The organism is Pseudomonas piscis (assembly GCF_009380155.1).
Taxonomy (GTDB): Bacteria; Pseudomonadota; Gammaproteobacteria; order Pseudomonadales; family Pseudomonadaceae; genus Aquipseudomonas; species Aquipseudomonas piscis.
Window position 1 is genome coordinate 487,381 of sequence record NZ_WHUV01000002.1, and the last position, 17,520, is coordinate 504,900.

At 61.5% G+C, this 17,520-nt stretch carries 16 protein-coding genes; 6 read left to right on the forward strand and 10 right to left on the reverse strand.

What is annotated here, in order from left to right; all coding sequences use genetic code 11:
* The first annotated feature begins 307 nt into the window (after positions 1-307).
* From gnd to GDH07_RS12245, 3 genes are read left to right on the forward strand one after another with little or no spacing between them, the layout of a single operon-like run.
* Positions 308-1,288, forward strand: coding sequence for a phosphogluconate dehydrogenase (NAD(+)-dependent, decarboxylating) (gnd, locus tag GDH07_RS12235; protein ID WP_152897686.1), 981 nt, complete (start codon positions 308-310; stop codon positions 1,286-1,288).
* Positions 1,285-2,799 (forward strand): glucose-6-phosphate dehydrogenase, encoded by a 1,515-nt coding sequence (zwf, locus tag GDH07_RS12240; protein WP_152897687.1) that lies wholly within the window; start codon positions 1,285-1,287, stop codon positions 2,797-2,799. The genes gnd and zwf overlap by 4 nt, the downstream gene beginning before the upstream one ends.
* On the forward strand, positions 2,796-3,617 hold the full coding sequence (locus tag GDH07_RS12245) for a Cof-type HAD-IIB family hydrolase (RefSeq protein WP_152897688.1): 822 nt from the start codon (positions 2,796-2,798) through the stop codon (positions 3,615-3,617). The genes zwf and GDH07_RS12245 overlap by 4 nt, the downstream gene beginning before the upstream one ends.
* Positions 3,618-3,663: 46 nt before the next feature.
* Here the strand turns inward: GDH07_RS12245 and nhaB are convergent, their stop codons facing one another.
* On the reverse strand, positions 3,664-5,166 hold the full coding sequence (gene nhaB, locus GDH07_RS12250; protein ID WP_152897689.1) for a sodium/proton antiporter NhaB: 1,503 nt from the start codon (positions 5,164-5,166) through the stop codon (positions 3,664-3,666).
* Positions 5,167-5,490: 324 nt separating this feature from the next.
* Between nhaB and GDH07_RS12255 the strand changes: the two genes are divergently transcribed.
* Positions 5,491-6,501 (forward strand): poly(ethylene terephthalate) hydrolase family protein, encoded by a 1,011-nt coding sequence (locus tag GDH07_RS12255; protein WP_085597547.1) that lies wholly within the window; start codon positions 5,491-5,493, stop codon positions 6,499-6,501.
* A gap of 307 nt (positions 6,502-6,808) precedes the next feature.
* Positions 6,809-8,956, forward strand: coding sequence for a phosphocholine-specific phospholipase C (locus GDH07_RS12260; RefSeq protein ID WP_152897690.1), 2,148 nt, complete (start codon positions 6,809-6,811; stop codon positions 8,954-8,956).
* 206 nt (positions 8,957-9,162) lie between these two features.
* On the opposite strand, the gene GDH07_RS12265 is transcribed toward GDH07_RS12260, so the two are convergent.
* A complete protein-coding gene (locus tag GDH07_RS12265; protein ID WP_022638890.1) occupies positions 9,163-9,429 on the reverse strand; it encodes a hypothetical protein in 267 nt (88 codons plus the stop codon).
* A gap of 354 nt (positions 9,430-9,783) precedes the next feature.
* Between GDH07_RS12265 and GDH07_RS12270 the strand changes: the two genes are divergently transcribed.
* Positions 9,784-11,109: a sigma-54 dependent transcriptional regulator gene (locus tag GDH07_RS12270; protein ID WP_152897691.1), complete on the forward strand. Its 1,326-nt coding sequence runs from the start codon at positions 9,784-9,786 to the stop codon at positions 11,107-11,109.
* 64 nt (positions 11,110-11,173) lie between these two features.
* Here GDH07_RS12270 and GDH07_RS12275 read toward each other — a convergent pair whose 3' ends face one another.
* The 8 genes from GDH07_RS12275 to pnuC form a co-directional block, all read right to left on the reverse strand.
* Positions 11,174-12,469: a hypothetical protein gene (locus tag GDH07_RS12275; RefSeq protein ID WP_152897692.1), complete on the reverse strand. Its 1,296-nt coding sequence runs from the start codon at positions 12,467-12,469 to the stop codon at positions 11,174-11,176.
* 47 nt (positions 12,470-12,516) lie between these two features.
* Positions 12,517-13,257 carry a hypothetical protein gene (locus GDH07_RS12280; protein WP_152897693.1) on the reverse strand — a complete coding sequence of 247 codons (741 nt, stop codon included), beginning with the start codon at positions 13,255-13,257 and terminating at the stop codon, positions 12,517-12,519.
* 45 nt (positions 13,258-13,302) lie between these two features.
* Positions 13,303-13,983, reverse strand: coding sequence for a C39 family peptidase (locus GDH07_RS12285; RefSeq protein WP_152897694.1), 681 nt, complete (start codon positions 13,981-13,983; stop codon positions 13,303-13,305).
* A gap of 63 nt (positions 13,984-14,046) precedes the next feature.
* A complete protein-coding gene (locus GDH07_RS12290) occupies positions 14,047-15,027 on the reverse strand; it encodes a heme utilization protein (RefSeq protein WP_152897695.1) in 981 nt (326 codons plus the stop codon).
* 63 nt (positions 15,028-15,090) lie between these two features.
* On the reverse strand, positions 15,091-15,669 hold the full coding sequence (locus GDH07_RS12295; protein WP_152897696.1) for an adhesin: 579 nt from the start codon (positions 15,667-15,669) through the stop codon (positions 15,091-15,093).
* A 1-nt stretch (position 15,670) separates the two neighbouring features.
* Positions 15,671-16,114 (reverse strand): hypothetical protein, encoded by a 444-nt coding sequence (locus GDH07_RS12300; protein ID WP_343038222.1) that lies wholly within the window; start codon positions 16,112-16,114, stop codon positions 15,671-15,673.
* A 312-nt stretch (positions 16,115-16,426) separates the two neighbouring features.
* The gene (locus GDH07_RS12305) at positions 16,427-16,951 is read right to left on the reverse strand and encodes an AAA family ATPase (protein WP_022638882.1); all 525 of its coding nucleotides are present in this window, start codon (positions 16,949-16,951) and stop codon (positions 16,427-16,429) included.
* Entirely contained in the window at positions 16,948-17,511 is a 564-nt protein-coding gene (gene pnuC / locus GDH07_RS12310; RefSeq protein ID WP_053130262.1) for a nicotinamide riboside transporter PnuC, read from the reverse strand. Before pnuC ends, GDH07_RS12305 begins: the two co-directional genes overlap by 4 nt.
* Positions 17,512-17,520: the final 9 nt, after the last annotated feature.

Sequence of the window (17,520 nt, forward strand, 5' to 3'; positions counted from 1 at the left end):
TTTTATTTTTGATGGTCACTGTGCCTTCGCGGCGCTGGGCGTCGTAATCCACCCATGTTTTGCGAAACTTCGCTGCAGGTGCTGCTGACTAATCTCCCATGGGCCCCGTTCAGGGGGCGATAGGGCGCTGCAGATCGTGGTCCTGCGACGCCAGGAGGGGCAGCCGGTGACGGAAACTCGTCCGCCTAGGCAAAGATTGCGCTGTCTTGAGGCGCCTTGCCTTGTATAGTTGCGCACCTTGAAGTTTCACCTGGCCCGTTGGGCTATATATTTTTGATCTGGATTTTGGCAGTAGGAGCATCAGCACATGCAACTGGGGATTATCGGACTGGGCCGCATGGGCGGCAATATTGCACGGCGCCTGATGCTCAATGGGCACGAGACCGTAGTCTTTGACCGCAACACCGACTTCGTCAGCACCCTGGCCGCCGAGGGCGCCAAGGGCGTCGCCGACCTGCCGGCCCTGGTGGCTGGCCTGCAACAGCCGCGTGCGGTATGGGTCATGCTGCCCGCCGGCGCGCCCACCGAAGAGACCATCGACACCCTGAGCCAGTTGCTGGAGCCGGGCGACGTGATCATCGATGGCGGTAACACCTACTACAAGGATGACATCCGCCGCGCCCGGGACCTGGCACAGAAGGGCCTCAAGTACATCGATGTCGGCACGTCCGGCGGTGTCTGGGGCCTGGAGCGAGGCTATTGCATGATGATCGGTGGCGACGCCGATGAAGTGCTGCGCCTTGACCCGCTGTTCGCCGCCCTGGCTCCGGGCATGGGGTCGATCCCCCGCACCAAGGACCGTGTCGCCAGCGACGACCGCGCCGAGCGCGGCTATATCCACGCTGGTCCCGCCGGTGCCGGGCACTTCGTCAAGATGATCCACAATGGTATCGAGTACGGCATGATGCAGGCCTTCGCCGAAGGCTTCGACATCCTCAAGACCAAGAGCTCGGAAAGCCTGCCGGAAGACCAGCGCTTTGACCTGAATGTCGCCGATATCGCCGAAGTCTGGCGGCGCGGCAGTGTGGTCTCGTCCTGGTTGCTGGACCTGACCGCCGACGCCCTGGCCAGCGATCCCAAGCTGGACGGTTTCTCCGGTTCGGTGGCCGACAGCGGTGAAGGCCGTTGGACCATCGAGGCGGCCATGGAGCAGGCGGTGCCGGTTCCGGTGCTGTCCAACTCGCTGTTCTCCCGTTATCGCTCGCGTGGCCAGGGTACTTATGGCGACAAGATCCTCTCGGCCATGCGCTTCGGCTTTGGCGGCCATGTGGAGACCGGGAAGAAATGACCGAGCGAAGGAAGTCCAAGGCATTGCCGGCCCCGGCGACCACGCTGTTCCTGTTCGGCGCCCGTGGCGACCTGGTCAAGCGGCTGCTGATGCCGGCGCTTTACAACCTCAGTCGCGATGGTTTGCTGGACGAGGGGCTGCGGATCGTCGGTGTCGATCACAATGCGGTGAGCGACAGTGAGTTCGCCACTTTGCTGGAAGACTTCCTTCGCGACGAAGTACTCAAGAAACAAGGGCAGGGGGCCAGCGTCGATGCCGACGTCTGGGCGCGCCTGACCCGTGGCATCAGCTATGTCCAGGGGGATTTCCTGGACGATGCCACCTATGTCGAGCTGGCGGCGCGAATCGCCGCCAGCGGCACCGGCAACGCAGTGTTCTACCTGGCCACCGCACCGCGCTTCTTCAGTGAGGTGGTGCAGCGCCTGGGCGCCGCGGGGCTGCTGCAAGAGCAGCCTGGGGCGTTTCGCCGAGTGGTGATCGAGAAGCCCTTCGGTTCCGATCTGCAGACCGCGGAGGCCCTTAATGCCTGCCTGCTCAAGGTCATGGGTGAGAAGCAGATCTACCGCATCGACCATTACCTGGGCAAGGAAACCGTACAGAACATCCTGGTCAGCCGTTTCTCCAACAGCCTGTTCGAGGCGTTCTGGAACAATCATTACATCGACCACGTGCAGATCACCGCGGCGGAAACCGTCGGGGTGGAAACCCGTGGCAGCTTTTACGAAAACACCGGCGCCCTGCGGGACATGGTGCCCAACCACCTGTTCCAGCTGCTGGCGATGGTGGCCATGGAGCCGCCGGCGGCCTTCGGTGCCGATGCGGTGCGCGGCGAGAAGGCCAAGGTGGTGGGTGCCATCCGTCCCTGGACGCTGGACGAGGCCCGGGCCAACTCGGTGCGCGGCCAGTACAGCGCCGGCAAGCTGGACGGCAAGAGCCTGGCGGGATACCGCGAGGAAACCAACGTGGCGCCCGGCAGCACCACCGAGACCTATGTCGCGCTCAAGGTGATGATCGACAACTGGCGCTGGGTCGGGGTGCCGTTCTACCTGCGTACCGGCAAGCGCATGAGCGTGCGCGACACCGAGATCGTCATCTGCTTCAAGCCGGCGCCTTATGCGCAGTTTCGCGACACCGAGGTGGAGCGCCTGATGCCGACCTACCTGCGGATCCAGATCCAGCCCGACGAAGGTGTGTGGTTCGACCTGCTGGCGAAGAAACCCGGGCCGACCCTGGACATGGCGCGCATCGAGTCCGGGTTCGCCTACAAGGATTTTTTCGAGATGCAGCCGTCCACCGGCTACGAGACGCTGATCTACGACTGCCTGATCGGCGACCAGACGCTCTTCCAGCGTGCGGACAACATCGAGAATGGCTGGCGTGCGGTACAACCATTCCTCGACGCCTGGAAGCAGGATGCGACCCTGCAACAATATCCGGCCGGCACCGATGGGCCGGATGCGGGTGATCAATTGCTGGTCCGCGATGGCCGGGTCTGGCGTCCCCTGGGATGAGCGGCTCGAACGCCTACCCCGTCGACTTTGTGCTGAGCGACATGGATGGCACGCTGTTGCGTCCGGACCACAGTCTCAGCCCGCGAACCAGTGCCGCCGTGCGTGCCCTGCATGACGCCGGTATCGGTTTCAGCCTGGCCAGCGGGCGTCCGCCACGGGCCATGCGGCAGCAACTCGAAGAACTCGGGGTGGAGCTGCCCAGCGCCGGATTCAACGGCGGCAGCATTGTCCATCCCGATGGACGCTACCTGGCTCGCCACCATGTCCCGGTAGCGGCGGTCGTTGCGGCGCTGCTGCTGTTCGCTCCCTATCCCCAGGTCGAGACCTGGGTCTTCGCCGACAACCAGTGGCTGGTGCGTGATCCTGACGGACCCTTGCTGCCGTTGGAGCAGCAGGCCCTGGGTTATGCGCCGCAGGTGGTGGACAGCTTCGAGGAGTACCTGCATTGCGTCGACAAGGTCGTGGCGGCCAGTAGCGACGCTCGCTTGCTGATGGAGCTGGAGGCGCGCCTGCAACAGCAGACTGCGGGGCAGGCCCAGGTCTCGCGGTCGCAACCGCGGTTCCTGGATGTCACCGCCGTGCAGGCGGACAAGGGCCAGGCCTTGACGACGCTCGCCGAATACCTCGGTGTGCCCCTTGCGCGCACTGCGGCCCTGGGTGATGGCGGCAACGATCCGGCGATGTTCCAACGCGCCGGGTTGTCGATCGCCATGGGCCAGGCCGAAGAGCAGGTCAAGCGCCTGGCCGATGTGGTCACCGGCACCAACCTGGAGGATGGCGCCGCCCAGGCGATCGAGCGCTATATCCTGCTGCGCTGAGCCTGCAACCGCTGCCAGGGGCCCTGGCAGCGTCGTCAATCTCTCTTTATAGCCAGTAGCTGACTGCGTACCAGCCCAGCACGCCCATCACCAGGGTGTAGGGCAGGGCCATCCATACCATGCGGCCATAGGACAGGCGCACCAGCGGCGCGATGGCCGAGGTCAGCAGGAACAGGAACGCCGCCTGGCCGTTGGGCGTGGCGACGCTGGGCAGGTTGGTGCCGGTGTTGATGGCGATGGCCAGGGTCTCGAAGTGTTCGCGACTCATCTGCCCGTTCAGGAAGGCTTGCTTGACCTCGGTGATGTAGATGGTGGCCACGAATACGTTGTCGCTGATGGCCGACAGCAGGCCATTGGCGATGAACAGCATGCCCGGTTGGCGATCCGCCGGCAGCGCCAGCACCCACTGGATCAGCGGCGTGAACAGCTGTTGCTGGTGGATCACCGCCACCACGGCGAAGAACACCACCAGCAGGGCGGTGAAGGGCATGGCATCCTTGAACGCGTTGCCCAGGCGGTGTTCGTCGGTGATACCGGTGAAGGCGGTGATCAGCACGATCACCAACAGGCCGATCAGCCCAACCTCGGCCACATGCAGCGCCAGGCCAACGATCAGTATCAGGGCCGCCAAGCCTTGCACCAGCAGGGCCGCGCGTTGGCGGACCGTGCGTTGGGCATCGTCCTCGGCGGCGTAGTTGGCCAGGATCTGGCGGACATTGTCCGGCAGCAGGGTGCCGTAGCCGAACCAGCGCAGCTTCTCCAGCAGCACGCAAGTCGCCAGCCCCGCCACCAGTACCGGCAGGGATACCGGTGCGACCTGGCGGAAGAAATCAGCGAAATGCCAACCCATCTCATGGCCGATCAGCAGGTTCTGCGGCTCGCCCACCAGGGTGCAGACGCCGCCCAGGGCGGTGCCCACCGCGCCGTGCATCAGCAAGCTGCGCAGGAAGGCGCGAAATTGCTCCAGGTCATCATGGTGCAGCGCCGGCAGTTGCCGGTCGTCACCATAGCCGCTGTCCTGGCGCGGGTCGTTGCCCGATGCCACCCGGTGGTACACCGAATAGAAGCCTACCGCGGCGCTGATGATCACAGCGGTGACGGTCAGGGCATCGAGAAAGGCCGAGAGAAAGGCCGACAAGAAGCAGAACAGCAACCCCAGCAGCGCTTTGGAGCGCACCCCCAGCAGCAGTCTAGAGAACAGGAACAGCAACAACTCCTTCATGAAATAGATGCCGGCGACCATGAACATCAACAGCAGGATCACCGGGAAGTTGTGCACCAGTTCGTCGTACAACGCCTGGGGCGTGGCCATGCCCAGCAACATCGCCTGCACCAGCAGCAGACCGCCGGGCATCAGGGGATAACACTTGAGGGCCATGGCCAGGGTGAAGATGAACTCGATCACCAGGCACCAGCCGGCGGCGGCCGGGCTGACCCAGAAGAACAGCAATGGGTTGAGCAGCAGGAACGCGACGATGCTTGCCTTGTACCAGCGGGGTGAGTGGCCGAGAAAATTGTGGGCGAACGCCTGGGCCATTGAACCGGACATTGGCTGCTCCTTGTAGTGAGAAGCGCGCAACTTGCCGCAAGCGAGAAGAAGAATCAAGAAACGATGAAATCTTTTGCCACAATCTTTGGGGCCTGAGTGCTTGCACCGTCCCCAGGTGAGGTTGGCGGCAAATAACCATTGACCTGCCATTTTCTCCTGTTCTAGGGTCGCGCCAGGCTGTTGCATAACTAATGCGGCAGTGTTTCACAGGTGTTGCAGTTCCATGTCATCACCTCGAAGTTCATCTGCTCGATATTCAAGGGGGCACGGCCAGGTACCGGTATTCGGCCTTGCAGGGAAAGCAGGCAAATAAAGGGAATTACCATGAAGGCAATACGCAAACTTGCAATGAAGCTCTGCGTGGGCGGTGCATTGTTGGCTTCTGTCAGCCTGGCAGGCGCTTCGCAACTGGTTCCGGCACTGGGGTTGGCCAATGAACAATTCGCCAAGTCACCCGGCCCCTACAATGTGGCGACCAACGCGGTCCTGAGTGACTGCCGTGGTTTGCTGGGAGTGCTGGCGAAGATCCTGTTGCTGGACAACAGCCTTCAATGCAACCAGTCATTTCCCTACGGGTTCTCCAATCCCATTTCCACCAGCGTCTATTACCCGGCCAATATAAAGAGCCTGGATAAGTTGCCGGTAGTCAACTTCGTCGGTGGCATTCTTTCCAACCAGGGGCAATACACCGAACTGTTGAGGCTGTGGGCCAGCTACGGTTTCATCGTGGTGGTGTCTTCGGACTTCATCAATACCGCGCCGAGCATGCATGTCCTGGGGGCGGTGGAGTTGAGCAAGCTCAACCAGGACCCGACCTCGCCGCTATTTGGCAAGGTCGACCTGGCGCGGACCATAGTGGCCGGGCATTCGGCAGGTGGTGGGGCGTCGATTCTTTCCTCGAGCCTCATGCCCGACACCTTGAAGGCCATTGACCCGCAACTCCAGTACATAGGTTCGCTGCCGATCGAACCCGGGCCCATCGGCCTGGGCTCTACGGTCCGTACGCCAACGCTGGTGCTCACCGGCGCCGCGGATGTGGTGGTACCGGCCTGGGCCTGGCCGCGGCTGTGGCAGGGCGGTTTGATCAAGGCGGTGCCGGGGTGGAGCGCCACTGCCCATAACGCCACGCACTTCAGTCCGGTGCGAAGTCTCAAGGAAAACGAGTTTGCCGGTATCACCACCGCCTGGATTCTGTACCTGGCCAAGAACGATCCTGCGGCCAAGGAGTACTTCGTCGGCGAGGACTACAAGCTCGCGCGGGATCCGCAGTTCATTCGCCTGGCCTTCAATCCATTACGGGTCCAGCGCAACGAGGTAGCTGACGAGCTGCAGTAGCCTACGCAGCTTGAATATATGAAAGACCCCGGGAGCAAGCATGGGTTGCTCCCGGTTTTCATGGGCTTCGAGCTTGATCAAGGAGTGCCGCTGCTGGCACTTTGCAAGCTCGGGAGTTTTATTCATCAAAGATTCTTCCAAGGCCGTTCATATATAAGCTAGTGGGACTTTAATGCTGGCGCATAAGTCGGCCAATGATTGGAAATTGCACTCACTGCAATGTCAGTGTCACTGCATTGTTATTAGAAATGAATACCTTGCAGGCAGCGTTATATATCGCGTTGCAATCACAAGGACTCATTGACCCATGCCCAATATTTCACGCAGGAAGCTCTTGCAAGCCGCCGCCATCGGCTCGTTCTTTTCATCCTTGCCGCTCTCCATTCGCCAGGCCCTGGCAATACCGGCGAACAACCGCACAGGGACGATCAAGGATGTCGAGCATGTAGTCATCCTGATGCAGGAAAACCGTTCCTTCGACCATTACTTCGGTACTTTCCCCGGCGTACGCGGTTTCAGCGACCGTTTCACCATCCCGTTGTCCGGCCAGCGTGAAGTCTGGGAACAGCAGGGCAAGGGCCGGGTGGTCATGCCCTATCACCTGGACAGTTCCCGAGGCAACGCCCAGCGGGTCAGCGGCACGCCCCATACCTGGAGCGATGCCCACTCGGCCTGGAGCGACGGCCGCATGAATGCCTGGCCGACCTACAAGACCAACACCTCCATGGGCTACTACAGCGAGCAGGAGCTGCCATTCCAGTTCGCCCTGGCCAGTACCTTCACCCTGTGCGATGCCTACCACTGCGCTGTGCATGCCGGCACCAACCCCAACCGACTGTTCCTCTGGACCGGCACCAACGGGCCGACTGGCGGGCAAGTGGCTGCCGTGGTCAATGAGTGGGATGGGCCGGGGCCGGTGAATGTCGGTTACACCTGGAAGACCTACCCCGAACGCCTGGAAGAGCAGGGCGTCAGTTGGAAGGTCTACCAGCATCTGCCGGACAACTTCGGCGACAACCCGTTGGCAGGCTTTCGCCAGTACCGGGCCGCCAGCGTACAGGTGGGCAACCCGGCCCAGCCCCCTAGCGGTTTCAACGCCTTCGTTCCCTATACCGACGCGCTCAATGCTGTGGCACCGCTGTACAAGGGCAATGGCAATACCCTGCCGGCCAGCACTGGCAGCAACCTAGAGGCCATCATCGGCGGCTTTCGCAGCGACGTGCAGGCCGGCAAGTTGCCCCAGGTCAGCTGGATCGTGGCCCCGGCAGCCTATTCCGAGCACCCGGGGCCGTCGAGTCCGGTCCAGGGCGGTTGGTTCACCCAGGAGATCCTGCAGGCCTTGACCAGCAATCCCGAGGTCTGGAGCAAGACCGTGCTGCTGGTGACCTATGACGAAAACGATGGGTTCTTCGATCATGTGCCTTCGCCCTCGGCACCTTCCCAGCGCAAGGACGGCAGTTTCGCCGGCAAGTCGACCCTGGCGTTCGACAGCGAGCTGTTCAAGCATCCGGCTCCGGCAGGTTCGACCCAGCAGCCGCGACCGGACGGTGGGGTCTACGGACCCGGGCCGCGGGTACCGATGCTGGTGCTCTCGCCCTGGAGCCGGGGTGGCTGGGTCAATTCCCAGGTGTTCGACCACACTTCGGTGCTGCAATTTCTGGAAAAACGCTTCGGCGTCCGTGAGCCGAATGTCAGTGCCTGGCGCCGCGCGGTATGCGGCGACTTGACCTCGGCGTTCAACTTCGTCGATCCCAACCACGAGCCGTTGCCTGCGCTGCAAACCACCACTCGGCAGGCTGCCGACAGCCTGCGTCAACGCCAGGAAAAACTGTTGCCGGTGCCGGTACCCTCGACCAGCAAGCAGTTGGTGCCGCAGCAGAAGCGCCTGGCGCGTCCCTCGCGGGCCTTGCCATATCGCTTGCACGTCGATAGCCAGGTCGACCACAAGGCCCGGACTTTGTCCCTGAGTCTGCAGAACACCGGCACCCAGGGGGCCGTCCTGCATGTCTACGACGGCCTGCACCTGGGGGATATTCCCCGCCGCTATACGCTGGAGGCCGGCAAGGCGTTGCAGGACAGCTGGACAGTGGTCGAGCGCTACCAGCTCTGGGTTCTGGGCCCGAACGGTTTCCATCGCAGTTTCCACGGCCAGGTGCAACAGCGTCAGCCGGAACTATTGGTGACATCCAGCCAGCACCAGTTGCAACTGACCTTGAGCAACCCGGGTGGGCAGGCGGCGACGGTCAGCATCGATCGTTGCCCTTACACCCAGCAGGGCCCCTGGACGTTGTCGATCCCGGCGGGGGGCGAGGTACGCCAGGTGTTTCCCTGCGAGTCCAGCGGTGGTTGGTACGACCTGACCTTGCACAGTGACGGCGGCTGGTTGCGCAGGGTTGCCGGGCGCCTGGAAACCGGCGAGCACAGCATCAGCGATCCACTGATGGGACGGCCATGAGCGAGGTCCAGGGAAAAATAACCGGAATGGCTGGAAACAGCAGTTCGTGGAACACCGGAATGGTTTGCACGAGATGCTTGTTAGAACAGCCAGGGCAACTAATGTCGCAACAGGGACAGTTGCCGGGAGGGTCAAGCATAAAGCTTGCTTAGTTGCGGGCTTAAAACAGCGGATCACCCGTTCGGGTGATCCGTTAACAGCATCGCTTACTTGGGCATGGCCCAGGATTGCAGTGCATATCCTTCCTGGCTCAATTCGGCACGCGCCTGGTTGAGCAGGGTTTCCAGCTGGGCTGGATCGGAGTAGGCGCTGCAGGGGATCTGCGCATGGCCGATACGGGTGCTGGTACGGTCGATGACGGTCAGGCTCAACTCGCCGTTACCGTCCTGTGGAGCCCAGGCCACGCATTGGAAAGGCTTGAATGCGCGGTCGGCGATCAAAAGTGCTTCGTTGATACGGAGCGGGGCGTTCATGGGGTCTTCTCTCTATGTGCCCAATCAAATGATGTGCCGTCGGTTGGGCTTACCGTTCGGCTGGTTATTTGTACTGATGCACCGAGGTAGGGGACGGGTCACACTGAAAAACAAGTTTTTACATCTTTCGTGTGCAAGCCCCGGGGCAGAGCCCTTAGTTGCGGGGGTTTTAAAAAATAACTGCGACAATCGGTCGCTCAAGTGGCCATCTCAAGTGGCACTTTAGTTCCTTTGGCAATCAGCGCTATAAGCAATCGATACATCCGTGCGTCAAGTTCTTGCTAATGTTACTGCCAGGTTTGCCAAACCACTGTTTCTAATAACTTTTCCTCACTGTGGCGGCAAGGAACAGTCATGCTCGAAGCTCCTGTGCAGCGTCGCTTGCTGGTGGTCGACCCCTGTGATGATTGCCACCGTTTGTTGCCTGGGTTGCGCACCATCGGCTGGGATGTCGACAGCTGTGACCTGGAGTCAGCCCGTGAGCGCTCCTGCGATGTCGGCCTGCTGCGCCTGCAGCCTTTCCATCTGGAGCGTCCGGAAGCGGTCAAGGACCTGATCAGTCGCAGTGGCACCGAGTGGATTGCGGTGCTGAGCCAAGAGGTCCTGCGCCTGCAAAAGGTCGGGGACTTCGTCTGCGAATGGTTCTTCGATTTCCACACCCTGCCGTTCGATGTGTCCCGGGTCCAGGTGACCCTGGGGCGGGCGTTCGGCATGGCCCGCTTGCGCGGCCAGGGCTCGGTCCACGTGGATCAGCCCGAACACGAGCTGTTGGGTGACAGCCGCACGATTCGCGATCTGCGCAAACTGCTCGGCAAGCTGGCGCCCACTGAATCCCCGGTATTGATCCGCGGGGAGAGCGGTACCGGCAAGGAGTTGGTGGCCCGCACCCTGCATCGCCAGTCCCAGCGCCATGACAAGCCGTTCGTCGCCATCAACTGCGGGGCCATTCCCGAGCACCTGATCCAGTCCGAGCTGTTCGGTCATGAAAAGGGCGCCTTCACCGGAGCCCACCAGCGCAAGGTCGGGCGTATCGAGGCGGCCAATGGCGGCACGTTGTTTCTCGATGAAATCGGTGACCTGCCCTTGGAGCTACAAGCCAACCTGCTGCGTTTTTTGCAGGAAAAACACATCGAACGGGTCGGTGGCAGCCAGCCGATTCCGGTGGATGTGCGAGTTTTGGCCGCTACCCACGTGGACCTCGAGCAGGCCATTACCAGCGGGCGGTTTCGCGAGGACCTGTACTACCGGCTCAATGTACTGCAGGTGATCACCGCACCCTTGCGCGAGCGCCACGGTGACTTGGGCATGCTGGCCAGCCACTTTGCGCATTTCTACAGTCAGGAAACCGGTCGCCGGCCCCGCAGCTTCAGCGAGGACGCCCTGGTGGCCATGGGCAAGCATGACTGGCCGGGCAATGTCCGCGAGTTGGCCAACCGGGTACGGCGTGGCCTGGTACTGGCCGAAGGTCGGCAGATTCAGGCCAGCGACCTGGGGCTGCATGGCTTGCCGGACCAGGATGCGCCCATGGGCACTCTCGAAGACTACAAGCACCGTGCCGAACGCCAGGCTCTGTGCGATGTGCTGAACCGCCACAGTGACAACCTCAGTGTCGCGGCCAGGGTGCTGGGGATCTCGCGCCCGACCTTCTACCGTTTGCTGCACAAGCACCAGATCCGCTAGGGCGGAAAAAACCAAGGCCCGCAGCGATTGGGGAATCGCTGCGGGCCTTGGTCCTTGGAGCGGCTTAGAAGTAGTAGGGGAATTTCAGGCTGAAAGTGAAGTCCGGTGCGTCCTGGGTCATGCCCAGCGATAGGTTGGGCACGATGGTCAGGTGTTCGGTGGCGGCGATGGTCATGCCGACGTTGAAGTATGCGGCGTTGGCGTCGCTGGACTGCACCGATTGCCAGTCCTGGTTCTTGTACTTGATCTTGCTCTTGCGCTGGATCTGGTCGGAAACCGAGAAGGCCATACTCATCTTCTCGTTCAGGGCGAAGGCTACGCCGGCGCCGACCTGGAAACTGTCGCCCAGCTTGACCTTCCCTGGGGACTTCTCGGCAGGGTTGGGGCTGATGTCGCTGAACGAGTCTTCCATGTTGTAGGTGTAGGACAGGCTGCCGAACAGCACCGCGGGGTCGAAGGTCTTGACCAGGGAAATCCCCGGGGTGATGGCCCAGACGCCGTTGCCGGTCGGCAGGCTTTCCGGTACAGACAGGTTGCTGTTGTCCTCTTTTTTAACAAACTTGATGCCGAAAGGGTCCTTGCCGGTAGGGGCCTTGACCCGCAGGCTGACCACGGCATCGGGCAGGCTGTCGGACTCGTCGAGGAATTTATAGGCGACCCCGACGTTGACATCACCCAGGGTCGGATTGCGAGTGACCGTATCTTCCGAGATGCTCTGCCCCGAGCCACCGTTGGCACCGGCAGACGAATAGGTGGATTCACGGTAGATCACCGGGGCGTTGATATCGAATTGCCAGCGATTATCCAGGTTGTAGCGGGCGGTCAGGTCCATGGTCCAGGTATCGGATTTGATCCGGTCCAGGTTGATGCTGCCCAGGAAGATCGAATCCAGGGCCAGGAAGCCATTGAGGGTTAACTGGCGGGTGTCGTAGCGGGCGTAGGTCAAGCCGGTCTCGAAGCTGAACTTGCCGCCGCCGAAGAAGCCGCTGGCCTCGTCGTAGAGGTTGGTCACACTCTGGGCTGGAGTCGAATCATCCTTGAGCGACTGTCCATAACTGGCCCCACCAGCTGCACCTCCAGAGGCCGCTCCGGCCCCCGTGCCAGCGACCTGGGGGTTGCCCTTGAGGTCAGAAGGCGACTTGGCCAGGCGCTTGGGCGGCGGAGCAGCAGGCTGGTCCTCGACCTGCCGGACCCGCTGTTCGAGCACTGCCAGGGCTTTCTGCTGCACTTCATAGCGCTGCTTCAACTCCAGGAGCTCCCGTTTCAGGGTCTCTACGTCCGACTCAGGCGCTGCTTGCAGCGCCATCGGCAAGAGGGTACTCAAACAAACTGCCGCGCGCAGTGAAACCGATCGATACATGAAATAAACCGTCCCTTGTAAACCCCAATGGTCGAGAGCAGCGTAGTTCAGAATTTCAAATTGCGTAGTCCGTTCAGCGTGGTCAGATTGCAGTCCAGCGCGCCGGTGCTGGGACCGTTGTTTTGTAGGACAACATTGAGTTGCGTGAGGTTGTTCACCAGGTTGCTGTTGCCCAGCAGCCGGGTGTTCTGCAGGACGTTACCCTGGGCCACTTGCTGCAGGCTGCTGCCCTGGTTGGCGCCGGCCTGGATGGCCATCTGGATACCACCACCGAGCGCCGTGACGGAAACACTACCAGCGGCGTTGCTGCTGGTAATGGTCTGGCCATTGAGCAGGGCCTGGCCAGGGTTGTTGACCTGGACCGGCGCCTGATTGGCCTCGCTGACGTTGATGCTGACATTGTTGTAGGCGCTGTTGCCGTCGCCTGCGGCGCGGACCACTTGCGTGACTCCCTGGCCCGTACCCAGCCCGGCGCCACCTATCACATTGCCGGTACCCTGGGCTGGCGTGGTGCCGTTGCCAGTCTGGTTGACGGTGGTGACGTAGAACTGTGGCTGGACGGTGGACTGCTGGACCTGCAGGGTGGTGCTGGCGCCGATCAGATCGCCACTGGCGTTGCGCCAGGTACTGCTCATGACGATGCCGAAGCTGATTATGCGCCCGGGCATTACATAACGGCCGCGCAGTTGCGAGAGTTCCTGGTCCTGCACTTCGATGGGCTTGAAACCCGCATGGGCCGGAAGAGCTGCTGCCAGGCAGGCCGCGGCCAGCCAGTGTGAAGTCTTCATCTGCTGCTCCCGGAGCATCCTGCCCCTTTCTAGTTGTCTGGGCTTCTAGAAGAAGTCGCTCTGGATGAAACCGAAATCCATCAACTCCGCATCTTTGACCGGATAGAAGGCATCGAGCTTGTTTTTCGCGGTCAACGGGGCAGGTGGGTCGAGCAAAGCGTTGGTCTTGTCATAACCGGGGCCGATGATGGCGAAGACGATGCCATTCCAGCCCTTCACGAAATCGTCACGGGTGTAGCGCTTGTGGCCCAGGACCGGGTCGCCGATGTACACCCAGTCTTTCTGGGCGCGCTGCAGCACCACGAAGTGCTTGTAGCCGCGGATCTCCATCAGCACGATCACCGGGATGCTCACGGAGTCGAGCTTGTCGGGCGGGATCCGGTAGCCGCGGGCGCGCATGCCGATGCTTTCGGCGTAGCGCTTCATATCGAGCATCGAGAAACCCTGGGTCTGGACCAGCTTCTGGTCCGAAGTCGTCAACATGCCCTTGATCACATGCTCTTCGTCGACATCCAACCAGTAGGCCTGGCGCAGAATGGTCGCGAGGGAGGCTGCGCCGCAGCTGAAATCGGTCTTCTGCTCGACAAGATCGGCGAACTTGCGTTCGCGCACGCTCTGCACTTTCTTGAACAGCAAACCGCCATCGGGGAGTCCGGCAAAGGCCATTTGTGCAGCATGTACCGGGCCACAAAGGCTCAGCGCCAGGATAAGGATTGCAGTACGCATGATCGTTACGCCTGTTGAGACTGTGGAAAAGCCCCGTTTCCGGGGCTTTCGTTACGATCGCGACTACATGCAGGCTTTGCAGCCGGCGGCGATGGACAGCGAGTTGCTTTGTTGGTTGCCCACGCCGGCCGACACGTTGGCACCACCATTGCCCGAGAAGCCGTTCATCGAGCCAGTCATGCTGGCGTTGTTGACCACTGGGTTTTTCCAGCCGTCTTTGGTCAGCACTTGCTGGGTCCAGTAGCCGGCCAGTTCGACAGTGCCTTGTTCTTTGAAGGTGAATTTCTGATCGTCGTTGCCGTGGCCTTTGTTGCCATAGCCATGGCCATTGCCATGATCGTCGTCGCCTTCGATCTTGCCGCTGCCGGTGCCTTTGTAGGTGCCGGAGGCTACGAAGCCGCCACTGAGGGTGTCTTTCTTGTAGGCCTGGACGCCTTTGTTTTCCACGACCAGGTTGGTCGAGGACTGGTTGGCCGAGGTGGCGGCGGTCGCTACGCGGCCTCCGGATACGGCGATCGCCAGGTTGTTTTTCTGTTGGTTGAAGTCGCCGGCGGTGACGTTCATGCCCAGGTTGCCGGAGCCGTTGTTGCCCGAGTTGTTGAGCACGGCATTGTTTTGGGTGGAAGAGTTTTTCACATAGTTGTTGTTGTTCAGCTGGGTGGCGCTGGAGACAGCCACTGCGCTACCGAAGATGAAGCGTTCATCGGCGGTGGCCAGGGCGGCGGCGTTGTCTTGTTGGTTGCCATCGCCGGCGGCGACGTTGGCGCCCATGTTGCCGTTGGAGCCGTTAAGCGAACCTTCGATCTTGGCGTTGTTGTTGGTGCCCTGGTTTTTCACCACGTTGGTATTGCTGTCTTGCACATCGATGACTGCGGCACCGGCCCCGGCGGTGATTTGCAGCAGAGTGTTGAGATCCGGACCTTGGTTGTGGTGGCCATTGTCATGACCATGGTGACCGTTGTTGTTCCCACCTGCCTGGGCAGCCATTGCCATGACGGCGGCCAGTGCGAAAACCAGTGGTTTGAGAGCCATTGTTGGTTTCATGGTGTTTCTCCGGTGCTTATTAGTTGGTTAAGTGTTGGTACTTTCCAATCGCACTACGAAGGGTCAGTCTGCGACCCGGATGCTCAGGGTGTTAGCCATCTGGTTCCCCACCCCGGCACTCTGGTTCACCTGGACGACTCCCCGGCTGCCGGTGAAGGCCTGGTCGCTGGTAACGACCTGGCGGCTGCCTTGATGGGTATCAGGTGCTCCTGAGTTCGGTAACAGCGCGACGTTCTGCTGCGAGAGCGCGCTGTCGTCCATGCCCTGCGGATTGGCGCTGATGCTGATCCGCAGGGCGTTGGCCATCTGGTTGTTGGCGCCGGACGACTGGTTCACGCCCAGTGCGCCGTTGCCGTTGCTGAAGGAGTTGCCGCCGATGGTGCTGCTGGCGTTGACCGAGCGGTCGGCGGGCGTGGTGATCTTCTGGTTCACGTTGGTGCTGGCACTGGCATTGGTGCCAATGGCGATGGCCCGCACGTTGGTCTGCTGTTGCTGGTCGCCGGCGGCCTGGTTGATGTTCAGGTTGCCTTTGTAGCCTGCGCCGGAGTTGCTGATGATGGCGGTGTCCTGGACTTGGCTGGCGTTGTCGGCCATGGCCGAGGTGCAGCCCAGCAGGGCCAGCAGGATCAGTGAAAGCTTCATCTCACCGGCCTCCTATGTTGTTCAGCGGCGCCATGGCAGAGCCCATGGAGCGGTTGATCGAATTGGAGATCGAAGCCCCGGAGCCTCCGCCATGGCCCGCGCCCATGCCAGGCAGGCCGTTGGGGTTGGTGACTATGTTCAGGCCCGACACACCGTTGCCACTGGGCATCACCGCACCGCGCACCAATGCGCCGCTGCTGATGCCGGCGAAATCGTTATCGCTGATTTCACCATTGGTCATGCCGGTGACGACCCCTGAAGGGTTGGCATTGACGGTGGTGGGATTGTTGTCCAGGTTGCGTGCGCGGCCGATTGGCGTTGCGTACATCTGCCGCTCGAGGATGATTTCGCCATTGCCTGCCGCCATGGCGGGAAGGTTGGGCACCGCGCTGATGGCGCAACCGATCAGCAACAGGCGGGTGAAACTTTTATGCAGAGTCCCCACGGCGGCATTCCTTCTTCTCAGTGCTGGCCCTAGTCAGCGTTGAGAGGGATAGAGCAGGAGCCGTGCCGCTTTTTATTTGTTTCGCATAATCAACAACTTGGAGAATTGGCCCAATGCTGGCGCGTGCAGCTGTTTCAAATCTGAGACAGGGTAGGGCCAAGGCCAATGGCCATAACCGGGCCAACGCTCTGGAATGCGGGTTGCCAAGGGGGTGTATCGCGGGCTTAACAGATTTGCCCGGAAGCGGCACCGCCCCCGGAAAATAGTGCTCCGCTCAATGCAGGAGTGTTTCAGAAATGGACACTGACCAGCTCAGACCAGCAATTGTTGCCGGACCAGCTCGAAGGCCTGGTGGTGGCGCATCGACCAATCGCCGCCGATGATCCTGTAGGTTTGCTGGTGTTGCTCCAGCCAGTGCTGCGTGGCCTGGAAGAACGCCTGGCGCTCTTCTAGTTCCGGTTGGCAGCGCAGGCCGTCGGCGCTCCATGGAACCTGCTCTGGTGACAAGAGCAGGTGCAGGTCGTAGTGCCGGGCCAGCAGCTGTTCTTCGAGCCAGGGCGGGCAATCGTCGAACAGTGCTCGGCTCCAGAGGATGTTGCTCAACAGGTGGGTATCGAGGATCAGCAATTCGGGTTGTTGTGCCCGCGCCTGGTCCTCCCAGGCCAGTTGCCCACGGGCGATCCGGGGAATGTCCGCCAGGCAGGTATCACGGCGCTCCTGCTCCATGAAATGGCGCACGTATTCCCCGACTAGCAGGCCGCCGAAATGGGCTTGCAGCTCGGCCGCCAGCCAACTCTTGCCGCTGGATTCCGGGCCGGTCAGAACCAGCACCTTCATGGCTGTAGCGCCGGATCGGCGCGCCAGGTCCGCCAGCCCTGGATGGCCAGCAAGGTGAACAGGGCATATAGCGCGGCTGTGAGATACAGCTGCTTGTAGATGAACAGGCCGACGAAGATCACGTCCACGGCGATCCACAACGGCCAGCACTGCACGCGTTTCTGTGCCATCCACCATTGCGCCACCAGGCTGAAGGCAGTCAGGGCCGCGTCCAGCCAGGGCTGTGCGGCGTCGGTCCAGTGGGCCATGGCCGCCCCCAGCACCAGGCTGCCGACCGCGCCCAGGGCCAGGCCCTGGAGCAGGGCAGGGAACTGTAGCTGGCTGACCGGGCGTCCCTGGTGCTGGTCGCCGCCGCGGGTCCATTGCCACCAGCCATAGAGCTGCAATGCGGCGTAGACCACCTGCAGCAGCATGTCGGAATAGAGCTTGACCTCGAAGAAGATCCAGCTGTAGAGCAGCACCATCACCAGGCCGATGGGCCAGCACCAGGGGTTCTGCCTGACTGTCAGCCAGACGGCGATGACGCCGAGCGCAGCGGCAAACAGTTCAAGCCCGGACATGGTGGTTCC

Excerpts from the sequence above, each read along its gene's own strand:
- GDH07_RS12305 (WP_022638882.1), bottom strand. The coding sequence starts at position 16,951 with ATGAAGGTGCTGGTTCTGACCGGCCCGGAATCCAGCGGCAAGAGTTGG.
- gnd (WP_152897686.1), top strand. The coding sequence starts at position 308 with ATGCAACTGGGGATTATCGGACTGGGCCGCATGGGCGGCAATATTGCA.
- GDH07_RS12295 (WP_152897696.1), bottom strand. The coding sequence starts at position 15,669 with ATGAAGCTTTCACTGATCCTGCTGGCCCTGCTGGGCTGCACCTCGGCC.
- nhaB (WP_152897689.1), bottom strand. The coding sequence starts at position 5,166 with ATGTCCGGTTCAATGGCCCAGGCGTTCGCCCACAATTTTCTCGGCCAC.
- GDH07_RS12280 (WP_152897693.1), bottom strand. The coding sequence starts at position 13,257 with ATGAAGACTTCACACTGGCTGGCCGCGGCCTGCCTGGCAGCAGCTCTT.
- GDH07_RS12285 (WP_152897694.1), bottom strand. The coding sequence starts at position 13,983 with ATGCGTACTGCAATCCTTATCCTGGCGCTGAGCCTTTGTGGCCCGGTA.
- GDH07_RS12290 (WP_152897695.1), bottom strand. The coding sequence starts at position 15,027 with ATGAAACCAACAATGGCTCTCAAACCACTGGTTTTCGCACTGGCCGCC.
- zwf (WP_152897687.1), top strand. The coding sequence starts at position 1,285 with ATGACCGAGCGAAGGAAGTCCAAGGCATTGCCGGCCCCGGCGACCACG.
- GDH07_RS12260 (WP_152897690.1), top strand. The coding sequence starts at position 6,809 with ATGCCCAATATTTCACGCAGGAAGCTCTTGCAAGCCGCCGCCATCGGC.
- GDH07_RS12245 (WP_152897688.1), top strand. The coding sequence starts at position 2,796 with ATGAGCGGCTCGAACGCCTACCCCGTCGACTTTGTGCTGAGCGACATG.
- GDH07_RS12255 (WP_085597547.1), top strand. The coding sequence starts at position 5,491 with ATGAAGGCAATACGCAAACTTGCAATGAAGCTCTGCGTGGGCGGTGCA.
- GDH07_RS12265 (WP_022638890.1), bottom strand. The coding sequence starts at position 9,429 with ATGAACGCCCCGCTCCGTATCAACGAAGCACTTTTGATCGCCGACCGC.
- pnuC (WP_053130262.1), bottom strand. The coding sequence starts at position 17,511 with ATGTCCGGGCTTGAACTGTTTGCCGCTGCGCTCGGCGTCATCGCCGTC.
- GDH07_RS12275 (WP_152897692.1), bottom strand. The coding sequence starts at position 12,469 with ATGTATCGATCGGTTTCACTGCGCGCGGCAGTTTGTTTGAGTACCCTC.
- GDH07_RS12270 (WP_152897691.1), top strand. The coding sequence starts at position 9,784 with ATGCTCGAAGCTCCTGTGCAGCGTCGCTTGCTGGTGGTCGACCCCTGT.